Here is a 19,639-nt window from a genome sequence, read left to right as displayed (position 1 = left end):
ATTGATTTATATTTATAAAAATAACCGTAGCAATTTGCTACGGTTATCGTTTTGTATTTGCTCGTTCTTTTCGTTCCCAAAGGCTTAAATGCATGTATGGATCGAAAGCCCATTCTGTATAGCCATTGTCTTTATACATGCCGAAATGTAAGTGGGGCGGGAATTTTCCAGCTGTACCAGGAGGACCGTAGCCGGTACTACCGACAAATCCGATTACTTTTCCTGGTTCGACAATTTGTCCGAGCTGTATTTCTTTAGAGAACCCGCCTAAATGAGCGTAATAGTGGTAATTATTATGAAGGTCACGAATACCAATGCGCCATCCACCAAGACGATTCCATCCTTTTGTTTCAATAACGCCATAGCAAGTTGATCGTACTGGTACGCCATATCCAGCGAAAATATCGGTTCCTTCATGAATCCTCCTGCCGCCAAAGCTTCTACCAGCACCGAAAGTACTACGATAGCTATGGTCACTGCGAATCGGGAGAGGGAAAGCATTGCCTTCTAAATTAATGCGTCCATAATGTTTATAAATTCGGGCGTATTCTGTAATTAATTCAACTGTTTTTGCACGTCTATAATATTCCCAAAGCATAATGTTAACACGGTCTTCCGACGTTCCTTGTTTCTTTAAAATAGTTGCTGCTGTATGCAGAAGATCACGGTCGTTATTTGCATTTGCAAATCCATCTTTGTCACCATCTAAACCCATTCCGCCAAATAGAGAAATTGTATGGGGGAGAGTATCATTACTATTCACAGGTCCAGCCCATATTTCAGGTTTGAAATAAAGGGAAATGATGGCATCTGGTTTTTTCGGAATATCTTTTCTTACGCTCCGTATGTTTCTTTCGTATTGATCCATTGCGGCTAAGTAATACCACGGAATACCGGAAGATTGCTCAGTTTCTTTATATAGTGCCATGCGCTTTTCATATATGCTTTGCTGATTATCTTCACCGTAAGCGATGTTTTGGTGGAGAAGAAAGCAAATCGAAAGCAAAAGAGAAATTTTTCGAAGCATGAAATAGACTCCTTTCACAACATCACTCTTTTTAGTGTGGGATATACGGAGTATTTCATTATAGGGAACGATTGGAAAAAATCTTAGAATCTTCATTTGAGCAAATCGCTTTCATACGTTAGAATAGATATGTTACATTGAAAGAAGCGAACACGGTAAACTATTTCATATTGTGCGGAGTTGATAACCATGACAAAACAAACAGAGTATAAGCGCAAGCCCGAATGGTTGAAAATTAAGTTAAACACGAATGAAAACTATACAGGCTTAAAGAAAATGATGCGTTCTAAGAATCTTCATACAGTTTGTGAAGAGGCGAAATGTCCGAATATTCATGAATGCTGGGCTGTAAGGAAAACAGCAACATTTATGATCTTAGGTGCGGTTTGTACACGTGCTTGTCGTTTTTGTGCGGTTAAAACAGGCTTACCAACTGAGCTTGATTTACAAGAACCAGAACGCGTAGCAGATTCTGTAGTACAAATGGGCTTAAAGCACGTTGTTATAACAGCGGTTGCACGTGATGATTTAAAGGACGGCGGAGCAGCTGTTTTTGCTGAAACAGTACGCGCTGTACGTCGTGAAAATCCATTCACGTCTATCGAAGTATTACCATCTGATATGGGTGGGGTAGAAGAAAACTTAAAAATGTTAATGGATGCAAAACCAGATATTTTGAACCATAACATTGAAACAGTACGTCGATTATCTAACCGAGTTCGCGCTAGAGCAAAATATGACCGTTCATTAGAGTTTTTACGTCGAGCAAAAGAAATGCAGCCTGATATTCCAACTAAATCGAGCATTATGCTGGGCTTAGGTGAAACGAGAGAAGATTTAATTGAAGCAATGGATGACTTACGTGCAAACAATGTGGATATTTTAACTCTTGGACAATACCTACAACCATCTAAGAAGCATTTACCAGTTATTAAATATTACCCACCAGCAGAATTTGCAGAGCTTAAAGAAATTGCACTTAGCAAAGGATTTAGCCACTGTGAAGCTGGTCCACTTGTACGTTCTTCTTATCATGCGGACGAGCAAGTACGTTCTGCAAAAGAAAAAGTAGCAGAAGCGAAATAATGAAAAAAGAGAGCTAATCATTAGCTCTCTTTTTTCTTATACTCTAAAACTTTATTTTGACATGTGGATAAAATCTTTTTTAATTCCTCTGTGGATAATTCAATTGTAAATTCAGGTACACCAGGTGTAATTAAAATTTTATCGTAAGTATAAATTGAACTGTCCACAATAATCGTTACATCTTGTGAATAACCGAAAGGAGCTACACATCCAGGAGTGCAACCAGTTTCTTCTCTTAGCTCATTAGGAGAACAGAGAGATAAGTTCTCTCCTGTTATTTCTTTCATCTCTCCTCGGTTGAGGCGAGTGCCTTCTAACGTAAAGAATACGTAATGCTCCCCGGATTTTGATTTTAAAAATAAGCTTTTACTTGGAGTGCCTTGCAAACCAAGTCTTTCACGAACGATACGATCTGTTTCATAGTCAAGTACTGGTTCGTGTTCAAACTTTTCATAAGAAGCATTTGTTTTATGTAGTAAAGAAAGTACGTCTTCGTACATATGGAATGATACCCCTCTCTATTGTTAATACAGTCTCTTCTCGTGGCGTCAACTGAGTGTTTTGGAAAGGGATACTATTTGGACGATGCTTCCCATAATCGTTTTATGAAACTTTGTTCATCGATTGTAATTTCGTAAACATCAGGATTCGTTAAAGTTCTCCATTCACTAAAGCCGATCGTACGATCAAAGTGCTTTAAAATGAGCGTAAGTAAGTTTCCATGTGTAACGAGTAGTGTTGTAGTATGGTTTAACTTTAAAACGTCTTGGATAAGCGATATAGCACGGTCCGTTGCTTGTTTTGTTGACTCTCCGCCTGAAAAGGCAATATCTATGTTTGTAAAAGTAGATTCTAGTTTTTGCATCCAATCATCCATCGGAACGTTGCTTAATATACGTTCAGTTAATCGTTCATCCTCTTCGATAGATAGGTTAGCTTTGAGCGCATAGGGCCGAATGGAATCGATAGCTCGGACAAATGGGCTCGAAATAATATGATCTATTTGTAGCTGATTTTCTAAGAGGAATGCAGCAAGGGTGTTAGCTTGATCTTTTCCGGCAAACGTTAATTCGGCATCACGTTTTTGTCCAGTTGCGGAACAATGTCGTATTACAATAATTTTCTTCATAATTCATCCCCATCTTTCAAGTTGACGCTATATACTTCGACAAATGTGGAAATAATTCCTTTTTATTGGAAACGGAATAGTGATCTAAGTATGTGGAAAAGTAATGTGGATAAATGAACATTTGAGGTGTAATGATGAAAAAAATGATATGTATTATATTCGGTCTTTGTTTTTTTATACACTTGTCCACAACATATGCAGAATCGAATACAAAATTAAATTATCCAAGCAATCGAAATAAATCGTTTGTGAGTGAGGATGTGTTTTACGAACAGTTAGATAAAAAGGTGTATAAAGAATATAAAAATGCAGCATATAGTGTTCGGAAAAAGATTTTATTTAAAGAAGTGCCCGATGAAGAATTTTCTTTCAGACAAAAAACAGCCGTGGGTTGTCGGAGTAGCGTGGTGTTTCAAGATTTTTTTATTCACCCTGATCGCCAAGTTTACCCCGCATTAACGGGCAGTAAGACTCCCACCTCAAAATTCAGTTTTAAAGAAAAGTAGTTAAATGGGAGATTAACTGCCCGTAAAAGCCCGATTGGTTCAACTAATAATCAGTGGATAAACCTCCACTGATTAAAGTTTCACTTTATTTTTTTGGTTCCTTTTCTCAAGATGAAGTAGATGAGTTTCATAAGTACATCGTTATAGATGCAGAAACAAAGAGGGAGCTGCGAGGGGGGAAAAGTTATCATCACTACGAAAATCCATATAAAAAATAACCCACCAACTGGTGGGTTATTTTTTATTCTGGCACACTTACTAATTTCTCTTTCATTTTACGAATAAGAATGAAACCACCAATCGCGAAGAGAAGAGTAATTCCTTCTGCTACAAAGATGTTAATCATTTTTGTTTGGTAAAGTGCTGCGAAAAAGTCTACAAGTGCGTGGAATAGTATAGCGTATACGAGGAAAATGTATTTCTTTTGTTTTACCGCGTATACGACAAGCATTGTGAAGGCAATTTGCAGCACGAGTGCCATAATTCTTTCTAGGCTACCAAGTAAGTATAAATAGGCAGGTTGCTCTATTAACAAGTCCTTGATATGGCTCAACTGTGGGTATTGTTCAACCATTTGAGCGAAGCTACCATTGTTAATAGATGTTGCAAAGGTAAGAGTTTGAAGCCCAGCGAATCCGCCGACTAAAATCGATTCAATACCGCCGTGTCCAATTCCGTACGCAAGACCGTCTTTATAATCTCGATATTTTTTCAGTAAGTAGTAAAAGGCAACGAAACGACCTAGTTCTTCAAAAATACCAGCAGTTAGTCCGCCGAAAATCGAAAAGATAAATGGGTTCTTTAAAAACTCAGCTGTTGTGGGATTACCACGCATGAATAATTGGAATGGTGTTTCGAGGATTTGGGTAAACCCGATAAAGATAAGGACACCAACACCAACTATTTTCAAATTAATATTATATTTTTTACGGAAATAAACGAGTACAATAATTGGGACCAGAACCGAAACAACGAGTTGAATGATGATGCTGGCAATTACAGTATTTGAAACCATACTTTCACCGCTTTCTAATGTATGTACATATATATTATGCATGAAATGTAGGAGAATGTGGAGAGATGAATCTTTCAAAAACAAAATGGAATTTTTATTGACTCTAACGTTGCGTCATACTTTATCGTATGTATTAAGGGGGAGATACGCATGACAATGAGGGTAAAAGAAGTAGCTAATTTAGTTGGAATTAGTGTGCGCACACTGCATCATTACGATGAGATTGGGTTGTTAACCCCAGATGAGACGACAGAGTCTGGATATCGTCTGTATTCCAATGAAAATTTAGAAACATTGCAGCAAATTTTATTTTTCAAAGAGCTTGGCTTCCCTTTAAAGAAAATTAAGGAAATTATCATGAGTCCTTCATTCGACCGTGAAGAGGCATTACAGCTTCATAAGAAAATGCTTCTTGAAAAGCGAGCTAGGTTGGATAAAGTGATAGCGACGATTGATAAAACAATTAAGCATACAAAAGGAGACATTGAGATGACAAATAAAGAGAAATTTGAAGGATTTGATTTTAGTCATAACCCGTACGAAGAAGAAGCACGTGAACGATGGGGAGATGAGGCTGTAGATAAAGCGAATAAAACAGCGAAGGGTATGTCTACAGAGAAACAGGAGGAGTTTAATACTATTTACAGAAATCTAGCGACACTTCGAAATGGAGCACCGGATTCTAAAGAGGCACAATCCGCAATCGGGGTATGGTACGATTACTTGCAAAACTTCGGTGAATATTCATTAGAGGCATTTAAGGGACTCGGTCAAATGTATGTTGCTGATGAGCGCTTTACGAAAAATATTGATAAGTTTGGCGTGGGATTAGCGCAGTTTATGTGTGATGCGATGGAGGTTTATGCGGATCGTAAGAAATAGTAAAAAGGTGGAGGTTTTCTCCACCTTTTTATTTTTTAATCATGTCATTTAAAGTTTGATCCCCTGTATTGTTCAAATGAGGATTATCGCTCATTTCACGTTTTAACATATCAAGACTTTGTTCATATTCTTTATCGTTTAAGCTACCAGATTGAAGACCTTGAATTTGAGAAATCAACTTTTGGTTTGTTGATACATATGCTTTATAATAGCGAGGAACGATGGACAAAGCAGTTTTATATACTTGATCTGTTACGAGTTTCGGATCCGTTGTGTTTGCACGGTATACAACGAACACTTCGTCGTCGGTAACGAGTGTAGCGGCATTGGTGACGTCAGGAAGTTTGACCGTCATGCTCGTAATCATTTCGGCGACTTTCTCACGGTTAATGGCTCCTACTTGTTTGTTAGATACTTCATGTTTTTGTTTAGATGAATAGCCCACCCTTGTGAGCCGTGTATTTGTATTTTCCGTATGATACATGTCGTTTTTGTTGGAAACAAGAACACGACTTCCTTCTTCACGCTCCATTTCGGCTTTATTAGTTGATTGGCAGCCTGCAAATAAGGAAAGAGTGAGAAGGGAAAGTAAAATTTGTTTTTTCACGATGTATCACCTCCTTCTCCATAGCATGTACTAATTTGCAATTTTTTGTATTTGAAATTGTTGGTTGTTATGCTTTGTGATACGATAAAAAGAAGAATGCTTAGAGAGGAAGTTCATAATGGAGCAAAAGCAAGAGATTCATACTACGGTGAGCGTTAATAATGTTCAGTACGAAGTAATTAAAAACTTTCGTGACGGTTTTAGTGAAGAAGCATTTAAAGAGCGCTATGCGGAAATTTTAAATAAATATGATTATATCGTTGGAGACTGGGGTTATGAGCAACTTAGATTGCGCGGATTCTTTGATGATAGTAATCAACGTTCGACATATGATACGAAAATTAGTACTTTATCAGAGTATTTATACGAGTACTGTAACTTCGGTTGTGCACACTTCGTATTACGAAAAGTGAAGAAATAAAAAAACCTCTTACGATTGTAAGAGGTTTTTTTCATAGCAATTATACCAATTATGAGGAGGCTGTTTACTTGCAAAGTAAACAGCACCTCGACAAATATAATTATTTTTTTCATATAAGCTTAATGAAACGGGATTACCTGTAAAGCAATCTAGGCGTATTCCTTTGTAGCCCATCTGTCTTGCTTCGCTTTCCCAAAAGGATAAAAGTACTTTACTATATCCTTTGCCTTGCGCGAGCGGATGGATGACAAAAGAGTGGACGATAAGAAAGCGTCCGTCTATTTCTGACCAGTCAATTAGTTTGTATTCTGGAGACGGTGCTTCGTTTAAGACGACGGCACCGACAAGTACTTGATCTTGGAATAGACAATACAATTCGGCCTGTTCTAGATGATAGGAAATGTGTTCTCGCGTCGGATAAGAATCATCCCATTGGTAAATTTGGTTCTGTAAGAGTAATTCTTTGCATGCTGTATACATTACATCTAAGTCATTCAATAAATCAATCGTACCTTTTTTCACCTTTAACATGCGAGTCCTCCTTACAAACAAATTGAAATGTAATCACCTTCAGAAAGAGTTTTGTTTGGTTTCATTTGTTGTCCGTTCAATTGGATATGCCCATTTTTAATTTTATCCACAATGATAGTGCGGCTCCAATCTGAAATATATGTGGATAACACTTTATCAATCCGGTGGGAACCGAAAACTATGTCTAATACGATCGTTATTTCGGCTATACCACTTTCTTTGTATTGTGTAATGGAAATGGTAGTACTTGTTTCCGTTTGTTCTTGCTGAGTCATATCGACAGTTTCGACGTGATCAGTAAATGATTTATAAATATGAAGTTTTTGATTCCACGTATGATCTTTCGGACATTTATAAATTGCAAATCGGTATATGTTCTTTCCGTTTGCGTTATGCCTGCGAATGTTCGTGTCAGTAAATAGGGTAGTGCGTCTGCAATTTTTACAATACTTTTCGATTGTTGCTAGTTCGTTTTCATATAAACTCCAAGAAAGTTGTACTTTCTGCATTTTCCTTCACCTCTTATATTAGTGGCAAAGGAACGTAATACAGCTATTTGGATGTCTTGTAGTATGAAGACATAAGAAAGAGACAAAAATAAAAGGAGGTTCCCCCAAGAGGAACCTCCGTAAACATCATACTACAGATGCGTTACGTTCCTTTGTAATGGGAATGGGCAGACTACTCCCTTGAAAAAGCACGGTGCTTTTTTGAGAGTAATGCTATCCAATTGCTGGTCCATTACAAAGTAAATGTTGGCATACGCAGATAACGTCCTTTCTATCCAAATAGATTTGTTCATAAGTATAACACATAAGATTGAAAATTCAAAATATAAATTGTAAAAAAACACCAGCTAACATAGCTGGTGCACCAGATAAATTATATAAGTTCAAATAAAAATGAGCGTAATTCTTCTGCATTTTCTTCAGACATCGAAAATGCATGCTCTAAGTAGCCTTGTTCGTTTAAATCGTCAGGACCGATGATAGCAAATTTGTTGCTTTGCATATCAAGGACTATCGTTTTACCGTAATGACGATCGGAGTATAAAAGCGCTAAATCATGACGCTCATTTTCCCCCAAAAAGCTAACGAAACGAGTTTTTGTAGCGACTGTATCGTCGTACAGAAAGAAACGTTCTTCCATACACATGGCTCCTTTATTAAATATCTAAGTTTAAGTGTGGTTTATAATCTAAATGGTGATGCGTTTTAATGAAACGTACTGTTCTTGTTTTGTAACGCATTACGATAGAATATGTTTCAGCTAAATCTCCGCCAAGGAATTTCACGCCGTCTAATAATTCACCAGCAGATACACCTGTTGCTGAGAAGATTGCATCATCACCAGATACTAAGTCATCTAACATAAGAAGTTGACGAGGATCTTCTAATCCCATTTCACGACAACGAGCTTCTTCTTCTTCGTTCATTGGAACTAAGCGAGCTTGCATTTCACCTTCAAGGCATTTTAATGCTGCTGCAGAAATAACGCCTTCTGGAGCTCCGCCAACACCTACGAATAAGTCGATACCTGTTCCAGGTAAAGCTGTAGCGATTGATGCACCAACATCTCCATCACCAAATAGTTTTACGCGTGCACCTTTTGCACGAACACGGTCAATAATATCTTGATGACGTTCACGTTCTTGGATGATAACCGTTAGGTCACGAATTTTTTTATTGTTTGCTTCTGCTACAATTTCAATTGTTTTTTCAATTGGATCATCTAAGCTAATTTTACCAGCTGCTTTTGGACCAACCGCGATTTTTTCCATGTACATATCAGGAGCATGAAGAAGGTTTCCTTTATCTGCGATTGCGATAACTGCCATTGCATTTGCAAGGCCTTTTGCAACGATGTTTGTACCTTCTAATGGATCAACGGCGATATCTACTTCTGGACCGTTACCTGTTCCTAGTTCTTCACCAATATACAACATCGGTGCTTCATCAAGTTCTCCTTCACCGATTACAACTGTACCTGCCATGTTTACTGAATCGAACATATCACGCATAGCTGTAGTTGCTGCATCATCTGCTTCGTTTTTCTTTCCGCGGCCCATCCACTGTGCGGATGCTAAGGCTGCTGCTTCTGTTACACGGACAATTTCTAGTGCGAGTTCACGTTCCAAGGTTGCATTCCTCCAATTTCAAAAATCATACAAATATAACTATAACAAATAACGAGGAAAAGGTGAATTCGAAAAATTGTCGATTTTTTCAGAAGAAAGCGTTACAATTAAAATGTAAATGCTTTAATTTCCAGGTAGGTGACATTCATGTACTTCGTAGACAGAAAAAAAATAGAACAAATGCTAGTATGTTTAGAACGAGCAACAAATACATTTCAAGAGAAAAAGACATATGAAACCGAGTTTGAATTTTACGCATTAGAGCGCATGGCGCATCTTATTATCGATTGTATATTAGATGTAGGGAATGCGATGATTGATGGATTTATTATGCGCGATCCAGGAAGTTACGAAGATATTATTGATATTTTAATGGACGAGAGAGTTATAAGTGGAGAAGAGGGAGCGCATATTAAAGAAATTATTCTTCTTCGAAAAATGCTTACGCAAGACTATATTCAAATGAATCATGATGAATTATATAAGACGATTCAAAAACATATCGCCGTGGTAGAGAAATACCCAGCGAATATTCACAGTTATTTAGAAAAGGAATTAGGACCTGTATCTGCATTTGTACCAGAATAATTGTGCTTATAAGATCCCCGGGAATTCCTTTGGGGATCTTATATTGTATAGGAGAAAGAAAAGGGAGAAGGGTGAGCTATGGGGGAAGCACGTACTACGAGAGAAGAGATTGTACAATTACTGAAGATAAAAGGAGAGCATACTGTAGCAGAATTAGCCGAAGCTTTAGAAATTACAGAGATGGCGATTCGTCGACATTTAAGTAAACTAGAAAATGATGAGCTAATTTATTCAAAGATGGTAAGGCAGCATGTTGGACGCCCAACATATTTGTATGGATTAAGTCAAAAGGGAGAAGATACATTCCCGAAAGAATATAAGCAGTTTGCTATTGATATGCTAGAAGATTTGGCTCGAATGGGCGATGAAAAAATGCTGCGTCACGTCTTGCAAGCGAGAACGAAACGAATGGAAGAACAGTTGCAAAAGAGGATAAGTAATCAAAGCAATTTAGCGTATAAAGTTCAAGAAGTAGCTGCTATGCAAGAGAGAAACGGTTATATGGTTCAAATAAAGCGAGATGGGGAGCATTCTTTCATATTTGAAAAGCAAAACTGTCCGTTAAAGGAAATTGCAGAGAGATTCCCGCAAGTGTGTGAAGATGAAAAAGATATGTATAAGCGGTTATTTGCAGATGCAAATGTGAAGACGTTAGCAAACATGTGCGTGGGCGATTGTAATTGTTCGTACCAAATAAAAGAGAAAAAATGAACGTTATGGGACGCTTTAGGGTAAAGCGTTTTTTTCTTTTGAAAAAGGGGTTAATATAAGAGTGGTATGATAGATATGAACGTTAGCATAGAAGGAGAGGCAAACAGATGTATAAAGGCTATTTAATTGATTTAGACGGTACGATGTATCGCGGTGAAGAACAAATTGAAGAAGCAAGCGACTTCGTAAAAGCGTTAGGAGAGCGCGGTATTCCATATTTATTCGTTACAAATAACTCAACTCGTAAACCAGAACAAGTTGCAGAAAAGCTTGTTCGTTTCGATATTCCAGCGAAAGCGGAGCAAGTATTCACAACGAGTATGGCTACAGCGAGCTTTATTTATGAGCGCAAACAAGATGCAACTGTATATATGATTGGTGAAGAGGGCTTACACGCTGCACTTGTGGAAAAAGGCTTTGAACTTGTGGATGAAAATCCTGATTTCGTTGTTGTTGGTTTAGATCGTGATATCACATATGAAAAATTAGCAAAAGCTTGCCTTGCTGTGCGTAACGGTGCAACGTTTATTTCAACAAATGGGGATATCGCAATTCCAACTGAGCGCGGATTATTACCAGGTAACGGTTCATTAACATCAGTTGTTGCAGTATCAACAGGTGTGGACCCAATCTTTATTGGTAAACCAGAATCAATCATTATGGAACAAGCGTTAAAAGTGCTTGGCATAGGAAAAGAAGAAGCTTTAATGGTTGGGGATAACTACGATACAGACATTTTAGCCGGGATAAATGCTAGTATGCATACCCTTCTTGTCCACACTGGAGTAACAACTGTGGACAAGTTAACAGAATATGAAGTACAACCGACGCAAGTTGTGCACAACTTGACGGAGTGGATTGAGAAGATGTAATGAAAGGCAGGTAACCGGAGGAGGTTGCCTGTTTTTTATTTCTAAAATAAAGACGCTAAAAATAGCCGTTCTATATCCCGCTCATACAAAGAACAAAGAAGACGAATAAAATGATAACAATACCAATGCCAAAGTTAAATACAAGAGTACTATCCATATATGTAACCTCCTTGTTTGAAAGTAAAAAGCACTCTGGCTGGAGTGCTTTTTATTATCCGAATCTGTCGCAACGAACGCTGCAACGTATAGAAAGGGAATAATACGTTTAAGAGTTATATTAATTTATGCATTAGTTTTGTAAATGAGCAGGTCCTGCTCAGGTATAGAAAAAAAGACACTCTTTCGAGTATCTTTCATGATGACAACATGTGCCAATTGCTTGAGTTTGATAAGACGTTAATTTTCCGGTTAACAGTCTTTCTTAATCAAGAAGTGTAACAACAGCGATTCAAATAAATTTTAGCATTTTTTAAAGGGGTGTGCGTATGTAACTATGCATATTACGATTAGAGGAGAATCAAGTTTGGAAAATGAATGAGTAAATACATATAGATTAGTAGAGTATTTGATAAGGAGCGAGATGAATGGATATACATAAGTTAACAGAAGAAGAAGCGAAAGAAATAAATACGTGGAAGTATGAAAATCCCTATACGTTATATAGCTTTTCGGGAGATGCTGAAGTAATAGAAGAGTTGCTAGATGGAACATATTACGGTTGTTGCGGAGAGAATGGAGAATTCATCGGCTATTTTTGTTTTGGAGAAAATGCACAAGTGCCAGGGGGAAGAGATGCTAATTTATATAGGGGAGAAGATGTAGTAGATATTGGGCTTGGAATGAAGCCGGAGTTAACAGGGAAAGGGATGGGGGAAATATTTTTTCAAGCGGGAATAGCATTTGCTACTGAGGAATTGAATTCGAAAATGTTTCGACTGAGTGTAGCGACATTTAATGAGAGAGCGATTAGGCTATATAAAAATATTGGATTTCAAGTAGGACCTGTTTTTTGGAGCCGTGGAAGAGAGTTCATGCTTATGGAATATGAAAGGCCGTCAGTATGAAACTGACGGCCTAGATACGTTACTCTGAATGCTCAGCACGGTGCGCTAAACGACTTGAAGCAGCGGCAGCGATTCCGCCAACGATATCATCAAGGAATGTATGCACCTTTCCAGTTGATTTATCATTTAAGTATTCTAAAATACCTGGTTTTAATTTATCGATATATCCAAAGTTCGTGAAGCCAATTGACCCGTACACGTTAACGATTGAAAGTGCGATGACTTCATCAATTCCATATAGTCCTTCATCGCGTTTTACAATATCTTGTAACGGCTGACTTAACATTCCTTTTTCAGCAAGGACATCAAGTTCAATGCCTGTAATAAGAGCGTTTTGTACTTCTCGTTTTGATAGTACACGCTCAACGTTATAGCGACATTCTGACATCTCTAAATTTGCATGGTATTTCTTTTGAAGAAAATGAACAAGATCAGCAATATCGTCAATTGTTACACCGCGCTCTTGTAATAGTTGTAATGCTCTTTCTTGTAGTTGATTTGAGTCTTTCATGTTTATCACCTTTTTTTCTTTTTAGTATTTGTATACGTTTCGTTGCTTTATCATGTGCATAGGAATGAAAGGCGAGCACAAGCTCATATATATAAAGAAAAACCATAGGTGGCGACTGCGATGATTCAGCATATTTATGAGCATTATCACATGCATATTAAAGAATTAATCCCCCTTGGCCCCTATAAAAGCTTTTGGATTCGCAACAAAATTTATGTACTTGTTCCAATTGGAGAAATGGAGGAAGAAGTACTTGTAGAGATGAAAAAGCTCAGTGATTATATGAACCAGCAAGGGGATATAACTGTTTCGACTTTCGTTCCGACTATACACGGCTACTATGTAAGTGAGATAGAAGAAAAAAATTACTGCTTATTAAAAGGTATGCGTATGTTAGAGCGACATGCTACATCATTAGGAAGTGAGCTTTCTATATTCCATAAACGTGGCGCATTCTTTCCAGAAGAAGTTGAGCAATTAAGCCGCATTGGTGAATGGAAAGCATTATGGGAAAAAAGGCTCGACCAATTAGAAAGGTTCTGGCAATCGCAAGTGATGAACCATCCTTCAGACGTATTCGATCAATTGTTTATTGAATCCTTCCCGTATTACTTAGGAGTTGCAGAAAATGCAATTCAATATGTTGTCGATACAGAGATGGACGATACACCACAAATAACTGACGCAGCAACAATTTGCCAAGAACGATTTACACCTTTATTATGGCAGCAAACGAAGCGTTTAAAACTTCCTTTTGATTGGGTATATGATCACCCAAGTAGAGATATAGCAGAATGTATTCGCTATATGATGATAGAAAAAAAGAAAGATTGGGAGCAAACGGTAGTTCAATTCATTACAGATTATGAACGTAATTATTCGCTCTCTTCATTTGGTTGGCGCTTATTATTCGCAAGGCTTCTGTTCCCGCTTCACTACTTTGAAACGATTGAACGATATTATCAAACAGGAAACGAAGAACAAAAAGGCATATATAGAGCCCGTTTAGAAATCATTTTACATGATGTGAAGCGCACTGAGCAATTTATGAATCATTTTTACGAGTCATTTCGTTTACCTGTTGATAAGTTAGGCATTAGGAAATTAGATTGGCTATCTTAAAATGAAAAAAGAGACCGGGTGAGGTCTCTTTTTTATATATCACAATTGTATGTAATACATTATGCCCCTACCTGTTGATCTGCACATATATTTAAAATGAATTGATGTCTTTCGATTTTTTCATTTACTTTACTCAATAATTCTTGCTGGATTTCTTTAAATAAAAATTGATAACTTGCATTCCATGTTGGTATAACGGATGAAATGTCTAATAAATACTCTTTTTTCTTTTCTAGTTCTTGAATTGTTAAGAAAGTGTTCCCCATTCTTGGCATGTGTCGTCCCCCTATGTTTTTTTCTGTATATGTGTGAACGATTCTATAGTATTAATTATCGCACTTTTTGAGAAGGATTTCCAATTTTGTTTTATGATGTTAAAGGGGAAGTGTTATTTGAATAAAAAAAGAGACCCATTTGGGTCTCTTTCTAGGAAGCGATTCTGAACGAGCCGCTTCTGCTTTTAGATGTTATCTAGCTCTGGTGGCTAGCTCTTCGTGTCTAAGAACCTTCCGCATAAGAAGGCAAAAAGCACCTTCTATGCGAAAGAACCTTAGCCAGTCAGAGCTGAACGAGCCACCGCTGCTTTTAAATTAAAATACTTGTTCTACTTCAATAACGCCTGGTACTTCTTCAAGTAGTGCACGTTCGATACCAGCTTTTAGTGTGATTGTAGAACTTGGGCAGCTTCCGCATGCACCCATAAGGCGTAATTTTACGATACCTTCTTCAATGTCTACTAATTCAACGTCTCCGCCATCGCGAAGTAAGAATGGACGTAATTTATCTAATACCTCTAGTACTTGTTCTTGCATATGTGGGTTTTCCATTTTTATCGACTCCTTTCATCAGTTTTATTATAATCAAGATAGAGGGGAAAATCTATTTTTTCTCTTCTTGTTTTATTGTCAAAATATTATATCGTGTGTACAACGTGTTTTTTCAGTATAGGGGTAGGGAATAAGTTTGTAAAATGATGTGCTTATGTACTAAGACATCTGAATATGCTGTTGAAACAAGAAGTGGGGGAGAAGAAATGGTTAATGTGCAAGTGTATGGGACGAAAGTAATTTGTGCGAGCTGCGTCGGAATGCCATCTTCAACAGAAACGTTTGAGTGGTTACAAGCGGCGATTGGTCGTAAATATGAAGGACAAGAAAATAAATTTAAGTTTGAGTATATTGATTTTCAAGAAGAACAAGAAGATGAAGATAAAAAAGTATTCGCAGAGCGAGTAGTGGAGGAAGATTTATTTTATCCAGTCGTTCTTGTAAATGGAGAAATTGTTGGAGAAGGAAATCCTCGTTTGAAGGATGTTTACGAAGAAATCGAGAAATATTTATAAAGCATGAAGCCTTTGCGAATTTGCGAAGGCTTTTTTTATTGGAGGGATAGATGTGGAGAATGGAATAAAGCAGGCTCTACCAGAAGAAGTAAAGCAATTAATGGAGCAGTACATAGTAGAATTAAAAGGGATTTTTTCGGATGAAAAAATAGTCGGGGTATATATTTACGGCTCCATTGCACTCGGTGCATTTCATGCAGAAACGAGCGATGTTGATTTTATTACAGTAATAAGTGATTCTGTGAATGAAGCTGAAAAACAGCAACTTGTAGAACTTCATAAGAAACTTAGTGAGAGTACGTTAGGTAAAAGAATGGATGGTATGTATATTCCGCTTGCTGATTTAGGGAAATACAATGATGAAATGAATGAGTACGTGTATTGTGCAGATGGTAAAGTGAATATAGGTCATTGGGATATTAATGCGGTCACATGGTGGACGTTAAAAAATCAAGGTATTACAGTTACCGGGAAAGAAGCTGAAGATCTTTCGTTTCAAATAAAGTGGGACGATGTAGTAAATACAATGAAATACAACGTAGAACATTACTGGCTTGAAAAAGCGAAGCGTCCTTATTTATTTTTCATAGAAGAATGGGTAGAATCAGCTGTCGTTACGATGGGACGTATTTTATATACGTTAGATCATAAAACAATTGTTTCAAAAGATAGAGGATTACAATATTTATTAGAACGTTCAGCGAAAGAATGGGAGCCTTTATTGAAAGAGGTAGAGCGAATGCGGCAGAATCCAAAAGAAAAGCGAATGCTTTCAAGGTGGAGAAGGGCTGATATGACGAAGAGGTACTTACTGCATTTAATTGAAACATGTAGAGAGAAATGGTAGCAGTTTCTTATTTTGCATAATTTCATTTTCAAAAATGCCCTATATAGTTGAGGCTTATAATAAGTCCTGTTTTTGAAAAATTAACAATAGATTAACGAAATATGGAATTAAAGTTATTAAATAACAAATTGTAACCCCTGTTTTTATTTAACAAATCTAAAAATTAAATCATCCCTTAAACACCTTACTTCCTTGCGAATAATGAGTTACTATTAATATATCTGTATAATACACTTAATATTGAGGAAGACAGAAGGAGACATGTTATGGGATTTTTAGAAGCTGTGGGAAGTTTGTTGTTTTTTGCGTCACTTGTTTTATTAGTAATTTCATTAGTAAGTAAGACTAGAAAAAAACCAGCAAAAATATGGATAAAAAGAGCTATTATTTCATTTGTATTAGCAATGGTAGTATTAGGATTTAATGTCTCATTTTTAGGTGGAATAGCTGTAATATTTTTCTTTATGGGCTTATATGGTTTAGCTAAAATCATTCAATTATTGGTTAAAAAGAAAGATGGTAAAAAGAAATTTGCTATCCTTATGGTCATAGGATTTGTAGGGTACTCTATTTTTGATAGTTCTTTTTTATTAAATGCAACTTACAATAAGCCTGCTGAAAAAGTTGCAAATGCAAAACAAGAAGAAAAGAAAGAAGATAAAAAAGAAAAGGTTACATACAAGAAATATGGTATTGAAGAAATAAAATCGATGTTTACAGTCGGAATGACTAAAGAAGATTTTTCTAATAAAAAAGAAAAAGCAAGTCTTAATAATCGCTCCTTTGAAGATTACGAAGGGTATGCTATATACACTTTCAATTCCTCTGAAGGTCAAATAGCTGCTGTTGTTTTAAATAAGACTGCTGTTACAAAGATTGAAGTTTTTGATAATGAGGATTCTATTGCAAACTTTATTAAAGAGGAAGAAGATAGAATTAAAGAAGAGCAAAGGATTCTTAAAGAAAAAGAGCAGGAAGAGTTAAAGAAAAAACTTGAAGAATCATACAATAATAGTAAACAAAAACTAGAAGGATCTGGAGATTCTGTTACAAGTAAAATTAATTTGAATTCAGGTTTAGCATTCTTTGAGCTTACCAATCAAGGTTCAAGAAACTTCATCGTTCATCTAAAAGATTCTTCGGGTACAGCCACTCAATTATTAGTAAATACTATTGGGAGCTATAAAGGAACAGTCCAAACAACGATTCCTTCATCTGGAGAGTACTATTTAGAAGTGAAATCAAGTGGAGGTTGGAGTAGCTCGGTAACCCAAAAGGCTGCCCCAAATACAGAAAAAACACCAGGCACAGTTAGCGGTCATGGGGACGATGTGGTATTTATCGAAGTACCAAGTGGTAATCATATAATTAAACTTAAACATACGGGCTCAAGAAACTTTATTATTAAAGTGAATGATAAAAACTTGCTTGTTAACAAAATTGGAAGCTATGAGGGCTCAGCTTCTCAAGTATTCCAAGACACAGGAATGTATAGCTTTGGTGTTAAAGCTGACGGAGATTGGAGCATTACAATAGAATAAAATAAAAAGCGGTCATAGGGATATGACCGTTTTTTATTTGAATGAGATTATAATCAATACAATTTATAGAAGTAATAAAGCATCGGAATTTCATTTGAAATTTCACCTTAAAAAAATCGTTTACTGTTATTTCATATTGTTACATACCGTAAAAGTACTTTACAAGGAATGAGAGTTTGACAGGTAATATAAAAAAATATGTAGGCGGGGAAGCGGATGAATAAATATAAATTACATATAAATAAAGAACAACTATGGAAAGGCTGCATCTTAAAGTCGATTGCAGATGCAATTTTTGTAGCACATGCTCCTGATTTCTCACATGAAAGTTCATGGGATGAATTTAACTATAGTATGCAATATAGTCAAGGTGGACAAGGGACAATTACTTTCCATCCGAATTACACGATCGTATGTATTCAAGATGTGAATAGTGAGAGAATTGATGAGTGGATTGATGCAGTAAATTATTTCGAAGGGGCACCTTCAGAAGTGCTAGAAATTGCTAAAGAGGAAGCACTCCAATACGTATTAGAAGAGGTAGAGGGGGAAACAGTTCCTTTCATTACGACAGCATTTTGGATTGATGATAACGGTGCGTATTCAATCGATTCATTTGAAGAGATGGAAGAGCACGGTGGATTTTTATTAGAAATTCCATTACTTGATACGGAATCAGCAATGGAAAGATTGGAAGAAGAGTATGAACTGACAGAGGAACAACTAGAGCTTTTACAAGTAGTGTATGAGAGAAAAATTCAAAATCCAAACAAGGAAATTAAGTTGTCTAAAGAAGAGGTAGCGATGATTGGAACGGATGATGAAGAAGGATTGGAAGTATGTAAGGATTCATTTGAAGAGATGAATATTACTTGGGAATTGTAGGAGAGGATAAAATGTTTCCGATTGGTGAGCAGCCGAGGATTATAAAGGACTTGGAAAATGTTACTGCTAGTTTAGAAGAATTAGCGATTGAGGGGAAAACAAAAAATATAGAACGATTAGTATCTTTACAAGTTAAGAAGTTATGGGTTTTCGCAGTAAATCAAAAGCAATTTGAGCATATTCTTACGTACGCTCGTCCAAATATATTGTACGTTTACGAAATGAGGGTCGAGGATTTAAGTAGCCTTCAGAAGTTATCAGATTTACAACAGTTGTATATGTGCTGGAATACAAAAGCGAAGACGTTATGGGATATCGCGTATAATAAAAAACTCAAATCCTTATTAATTGATGATTTTTCTAAGCTAGAAGATTTAAGTGCTTTAAGTAAGTGTCCGCAACTCAATACCTTTTACATGGGCGGTGGGATAAATACAGCAATGAAAGTACAAACTTTACAACCACTCGTTGCATTACAGCATTTAAAAAAACTTACTCTTATGAACTTAAAGGTTAAAGATGATTCGTTAGAACCTTTAATCCAATTGAAAAATTTACGAGAGTTAAGTTTATCTAATCAATTTAAGGTGGAAGAGTATGCAAAATTATCTGTAGCATTGCCATATACGAAATGTAAGTTTTTTAAACCTTACGTATATATGAATGATGCAATAGAGGGGGAAAATATAATGGTGACTGGGAGAAGAAGACAATTCCTTAATTCGAAAACGGATACGGTAAAGATGCAAAAGTATGAAGAACAATTTAAAAAGTTACAAGAGGAATATAGAGCACTAGTAGAAAGTACAATGTAA

26 protein-coding genes are annotated in these 19,639 nt (G+C 36.6%); 14 read left to right on the top strand and 12 right to left on the bottom strand.

The features are described from left to right. Nucleotides 1-43: 43 nt before the first annotated feature. Nucleotides 44-1,027, bottom strand: a complete 984-nt coding sequence (locus MR155_RS22080) for a M23 family metallopeptidase (RefSeq protein ID WP_215587022.1) — start codon at nt 1,025-1,027, stop codon at nt 44-46. 189 nt (nt 1,028-1,216) lie between these two features. On the opposite strand from MR155_RS22080, the gene lipA reads away from it, so the two are divergent. Next, on the top strand, nt 1,217-2,113 hold the full coding sequence (lipA, locus tag MR155_RS22075; protein ID WP_002015922.1) for a lipoyl synthase: 897 nt from the start codon (nt 1,217-1,219) through the stop codon (nt 2,111-2,113). 20 nt (nt 2,114-2,133) lie between these two features. Here lipA and MR155_RS22070 read toward each other — a convergent pair whose 3' ends face one another. After that, nucleotides 2,134-2,613 carry a YbaK/EbsC family protein gene (locus tag MR155_RS22070; RefSeq protein ID WP_002089362.1) on the bottom strand — a complete coding sequence of 160 codons (480 nt, stop codon included), beginning with the start codon at nt 2,611-2,613 and terminating at the stop codon, nt 2,134-2,136. Between the two features lie 74 nt (nt 2,614-2,687). Then, on the bottom strand, nt 2,688-3,242 hold the full coding sequence (locus tag MR155_RS22065; protein WP_242311089.1) for a histidine phosphatase family protein: 555 nt from the start codon (nt 3,240-3,242) through the stop codon (nt 2,688-2,690). Between the two features lie 134 nt (nt 3,243-3,376). On the opposite strand from MR155_RS22065, the gene MR155_RS22060 reads away from it, so the two are divergent. Next, entirely contained in the window at nt 3,377-3,748 is a 372-nt protein-coding gene (locus MR155_RS22060) for a hypothetical protein (RefSeq protein WP_242311088.1), read from the top strand. Nucleotides 3,749-3,989: 241 nt separating this feature from the next. Here the strand turns inward: MR155_RS22060 and MR155_RS22055 are convergent, their stop codons facing one another. Further along, nucleotides 3,990-4,805 carry a YhfC family intramembrane metalloprotease gene (locus MR155_RS22055; protein ID WP_242311087.1) on the bottom strand — a complete coding sequence of 272 codons (816 nt, stop codon included), beginning with the start codon at nt 4,803-4,805 and terminating at the stop codon, nt 3,990-3,992. Nucleotides 4,806-4,913: 108 nt separating this feature from the next. Here MR155_RS22055 and MR155_RS22050 point away from each other — a divergent pair, with 108 nt between their 5' ends. Continuing rightward, nucleotides 4,914-5,645: a MerR family transcriptional regulator gene (locus MR155_RS22050; protein ID WP_242311086.1), complete on the top strand. Its 732-nt coding sequence runs from the start codon at nt 4,914-4,916 to the stop codon at nt 5,643-5,645. 28 nt (nt 5,646-5,673) lie between these two features. On the opposite strand, the gene MR155_RS22045 is transcribed toward MR155_RS22050, so the two are convergent. Continuing rightward, nucleotides 5,674-6,252 (bottom strand): YhcN/YlaJ family sporulation lipoprotein, encoded by a 579-nt coding sequence (locus MR155_RS22045; RefSeq protein WP_002145065.1) that lies wholly within the window; start codon nt 6,250-6,252, stop codon nt 5,674-5,676. Between the two features lie 118 nt (nt 6,253-6,370). On the opposite strand from MR155_RS22045, the gene MR155_RS22040 reads away from it, so the two are divergent. Beyond that, nucleotides 6,371-6,673 (top strand): YutD family protein, encoded by a 303-nt coding sequence (locus tag MR155_RS22040; protein WP_000435944.1) that lies wholly within the window; start codon nt 6,371-6,373, stop codon nt 6,671-6,673. A gap of 9 nt (nt 6,674-6,682) precedes the next feature. Here the strand turns inward: MR155_RS22040 and MR155_RS22035 are convergent, their stop codons facing one another. From MR155_RS22035 to glpX, 4 genes are all read right to left on the bottom strand, one after another. Then, nucleotides 6,683-7,204 (bottom strand): GNAT family N-acetyltransferase, encoded by a 522-nt coding sequence (locus tag MR155_RS22035; protein ID WP_242311085.1) that lies wholly within the window; start codon nt 7,202-7,204, stop codon nt 6,683-6,685. 11 nt (nt 7,205-7,215) lie between these two features. Continuing rightward, a complete protein-coding gene (locus MR155_RS22030; RefSeq protein WP_002166522.1) occupies nt 7,216-7,713 on the bottom strand; it encodes a hypothetical protein in 498 nt (165 codons plus the stop codon). Nucleotides 7,714-8,086: 373 nt separating this feature from the next. Continuing rightward, nucleotides 8,087-8,353 carry a DUF3055 domain-containing protein gene (locus MR155_RS22025; protein WP_002034592.1) on the bottom strand — a complete coding sequence of 89 codons (267 nt, stop codon included), beginning with the start codon at nt 8,351-8,353 and terminating at the stop codon, nt 8,087-8,089. A 16-nt stretch (nt 8,354-8,369) separates the two neighbouring features. Next, nucleotides 8,370-9,341: a class II fructose-bisphosphatase gene (glpX, locus tag MR155_RS22020; RefSeq protein WP_242311084.1), complete on the bottom strand. Its 972-nt coding sequence runs from the start codon at nt 9,339-9,341 to the stop codon at nt 8,370-8,372. Between the two features lie 147 nt (nt 9,342-9,488). On the opposite strand from glpX, the gene MR155_RS22015 reads away from it, so the two are divergent. The 4 genes from MR155_RS22015 to MR155_RS22000 all read left to right on the top strand — a co-directional run bounded on the left by MR155_RS22015 (nt 9,489) and on the right by MR155_RS22000 (nt 12,576). Continuing rightward, nucleotides 9,489-9,929, top strand: coding sequence for a DUF86 domain-containing protein (locus MR155_RS22015; protein ID WP_002015910.1), 441 nt, complete (start codon nt 9,489-9,491; stop codon nt 9,927-9,929). 78 nt (nt 9,930-10,007) lie between these two features. Continuing rightward, complete coding sequence (locus MR155_RS22010) at nt 10,008-10,640, top strand: helix-turn-helix transcriptional regulator (protein WP_002139296.1); 633 nt, start codon at nt 10,008-10,010, stop codon at nt 10,638-10,640. Nucleotides 10,641-10,747: 107 nt separating this feature from the next. Next, entirely contained in the window at nt 10,748-11,512 is a 765-nt protein-coding gene (locus MR155_RS22005) for a TIGR01457 family HAD-type hydrolase (protein ID WP_219301046.1), read from the top strand. A 584-nt stretch (nt 11,513-12,096) separates the two neighbouring features. Beyond that, nucleotides 12,097-12,576 (top strand): GNAT family N-acetyltransferase, encoded by a 480-nt coding sequence (locus MR155_RS22000; RefSeq protein WP_242311083.1) that lies wholly within the window; start codon nt 12,097-12,099, stop codon nt 12,574-12,576. A gap of 19 nt (nt 12,577-12,595) precedes the next feature. Here MR155_RS22000 and MR155_RS21995 read toward each other — a convergent pair whose 3' ends face one another. Then, the gene (locus MR155_RS21995) at nt 12,596-13,087 is read right to left on the bottom strand and encodes a phosphatidylglycerophosphatase A family protein (RefSeq protein WP_002015902.1); all 492 of its coding nucleotides are present in this window, start codon (nt 13,085-13,087) and stop codon (nt 12,596-12,598) included. Nucleotides 13,088-13,207: 120 nt separating this feature from the next. On the opposite strand from MR155_RS21995, the gene yutH reads away from it, so the two are divergent. After that, the gene (yutH, locus tag MR155_RS21990; RefSeq protein ID WP_061690089.1) at nt 13,208-14,209 is read left to right on the top strand and encodes a spore coat putative kinase YutH; all 1,002 of its coding nucleotides are present in this window, start codon (nt 13,208-13,210) and stop codon (nt 14,207-14,209) included. Between the two features lie 59 nt (nt 14,210-14,268). Here the strand turns inward: yutH and MR155_RS21985 are convergent, their stop codons facing one another. Together MR155_RS21985 and MR155_RS21980 are read right to left on the bottom strand one after the other, a co-directional pair. Then, nucleotides 14,269-14,484, bottom strand: coding sequence for a carbonic anhydrase (locus tag MR155_RS21985; RefSeq protein ID WP_242311082.1), 216 nt, complete (start codon nt 14,482-14,484; stop codon nt 14,269-14,271). A 315-nt stretch (nt 14,485-14,799) separates the two neighbouring features. Then, the gene (locus MR155_RS21980; protein ID WP_000431159.1) at nt 14,800-15,036 is read right to left on the bottom strand and encodes a NifU family protein; all 237 of its coding nucleotides are present in this window, start codon (nt 15,034-15,036) and stop codon (nt 14,800-14,802) included. Between the two features lie 206 nt (nt 15,037-15,242). Between MR155_RS21980 and MR155_RS21975 the strand changes: the two genes are divergently transcribed. The 5 genes from MR155_RS21975 to MR155_RS21955 all read left to right on the top strand — a co-directional run bounded on the left by MR155_RS21975 (nt 15,243) and on the right by MR155_RS21955 (nt 19,639). After that, nucleotides 15,243-15,551: a YuzD family protein gene (locus MR155_RS21975; RefSeq protein ID WP_002068102.1), complete on the top strand. Its 309-nt coding sequence runs from the start codon at nt 15,243-15,245 to the stop codon at nt 15,549-15,551. 37 nt (nt 15,552-15,588) lie between these two features. After that, nucleotides 15,589-16,398, top strand: coding sequence for a nucleotidyltransferase domain-containing protein (locus MR155_RS21970; protein ID WP_242311116.1), 810 nt, complete (start codon nt 15,589-15,591; stop codon nt 16,396-16,398). 266 nt (nt 16,399-16,664) lie between these two features. Continuing rightward, nucleotides 16,665-17,939: a tripartite tricarboxylate transporter TctB family protein gene (locus MR155_RS21965; protein WP_242311081.1), complete on the top strand. Its 1,275-nt coding sequence runs from the start codon at nt 16,665-16,667 to the stop codon at nt 17,937-17,939. 216 nt (nt 17,940-18,155) lie between these two features. After that, nucleotides 18,156-18,824 carry a hypothetical protein gene (locus MR155_RS21960; RefSeq protein ID WP_242311080.1) on the top strand — a complete coding sequence of 223 codons (669 nt, stop codon included), beginning with the start codon at nt 18,156-18,158 and terminating at the stop codon, nt 18,822-18,824. Between the two features lie 11 nt (nt 18,825-18,835). After that, on the top strand, nt 18,836-19,639 hold the full coding sequence (locus tag MR155_RS21955) for a leucine-rich repeat domain-containing protein (protein WP_242311079.1): 804 nt from the start codon (nt 18,836-18,838) through the stop codon (nt 19,637-19,639).

This window comes from Bacillus cereus group sp. BfR-BA-01331 (genome assembly GCF_022663915.1).
Lineage (GTDB): Bacteria > Bacillota > Bacilli > Bacillales > Bacillaceae_G > Bacillus_A > Bacillus_A mycoides.
This window is presented reverse-complemented; position numbering and strand designations above follow the sequence as displayed.

Coding starts and splice junctions, on each gene's coding strand:
- MR155_RS22070 (WP_002089362.1), bottom strand. CDS start 2,613: ATGTACGAAGACGTACTTTCTTTACTACATAAAACAAATGCTTCTTAT.
- lipA (WP_002015922.1), top strand. CDS start 1,217: ATGACAAAACAAACAGAGTATAAGCGCAAGCCCGAATGGTTGAAAATT.
- MR155_RS21955 (WP_242311079.1), top strand. CDS start 18,836: ATGTTTCCGATTGGTGAGCAGCCGAGGATTATAAAGGACTTGGAAAAT.
- MR155_RS22050 (WP_242311086.1), top strand. CDS start 4,914: ATGACAATGAGGGTAAAAGAAGTAGCTAATTTAGTTGGAATTAGTGTG.
- MR155_RS22005 (WP_219301046.1), top strand. CDS start 10,748: ATGTATAAAGGCTATTTAATTGATTTAGACGGTACGATGTATCGCGGT.
- MR155_RS22055 (WP_242311087.1), bottom strand. CDS start 4,805: ATGCATAATATATATGTACATACATTAGAAAGCGGTGAAAGTATGGTT.
- MR155_RS21965 (WP_242311081.1), top strand. CDS start 16,665: ATGGGATTTTTAGAAGCTGTGGGAAGTTTGTTGTTTTTTGCGTCACTT.
- yutH (WP_061690089.1), top strand. CDS start 13,208: ATGATTCAGCATATTTATGAGCATTATCACATGCATATTAAAGAATTA.
- MR155_RS22065 (WP_242311089.1), bottom strand. CDS start 3,242: ATGAAGAAAATTATTGTAATACGACATTGTTCCGCAACTGGACAAAAA.
- MR155_RS22000 (WP_242311083.1), top strand. CDS start 12,097: ATGGATATACATAAGTTAACAGAAGAAGAAGCGAAAGAAATAAATACG.
- MR155_RS21995 (WP_002015902.1), bottom strand. CDS start 13,087: ATGAAAGACTCAAATCAACTACAAGAAAGAGCATTACAACTATTACAA.
- MR155_RS22060 (WP_242311088.1), top strand. CDS start 3,377: ATGAAAAAAATGATATGTATTATATTCGGTCTTTGTTTTTTTATACAC.
- MR155_RS22010 (WP_002139296.1), top strand. CDS start 10,008: ATGGGGGAAGCACGTACTACGAGAGAAGAGATTGTACAATTACTGAAG.
- MR155_RS22015 (WP_002015910.1), top strand. CDS start 9,489: ATGTACTTCGTAGACAGAAAAAAAATAGAACAAATGCTAGTATGTTTA.
- MR155_RS22080 (WP_215587022.1), bottom strand. CDS start 1,027: ATGCTTCGAAAAATTTCTCTTTTGCTTTCGATTTGCTTTCTTCTCCAC.
- MR155_RS21980 (WP_000431159.1), bottom strand. CDS start 15,036: ATGGAAAACCCACATATGCAAGAACAAGTACTAGAGGTATTAGATAAA.
- MR155_RS22040 (WP_000435944.1), top strand. CDS start 6,371: ATGGAGCAAAAGCAAGAGATTCATACTACGGTGAGCGTTAATAATGTT.
- MR155_RS22025 (WP_002034592.1), bottom strand. CDS start 8,353: ATGGAAGAACGTTTCTTTCTGTACGACGATACAGTCGCTACAAAAACT.
- MR155_RS21985 (WP_242311082.1), bottom strand. CDS start 14,484: ATGCCAAGAATGGGGAACACTTTCTTAACAATTCAAGAACTAGAAAAG.
- MR155_RS21960 (WP_242311080.1), top strand. CDS start 18,156: ATGAATAAATATAAATTACATATAAATAAAGAACAACTATGGAAAGGC.
- MR155_RS21975 (WP_002068102.1), top strand. CDS start 15,243: ATGGTTAATGTGCAAGTGTATGGGACGAAAGTAATTTGTGCGAGCTGC.
- MR155_RS22030 (WP_002166522.1), bottom strand. CDS start 7,713: ATGCAGAAAGTACAACTTTCTTGGAGTTTATATGAAAACGAACTAGCA.
- MR155_RS22035 (WP_242311085.1), bottom strand. CDS start 7,204: ATGTTAAAGGTGAAAAAAGGTACGATTGATTTATTGAATGACTTAGAT.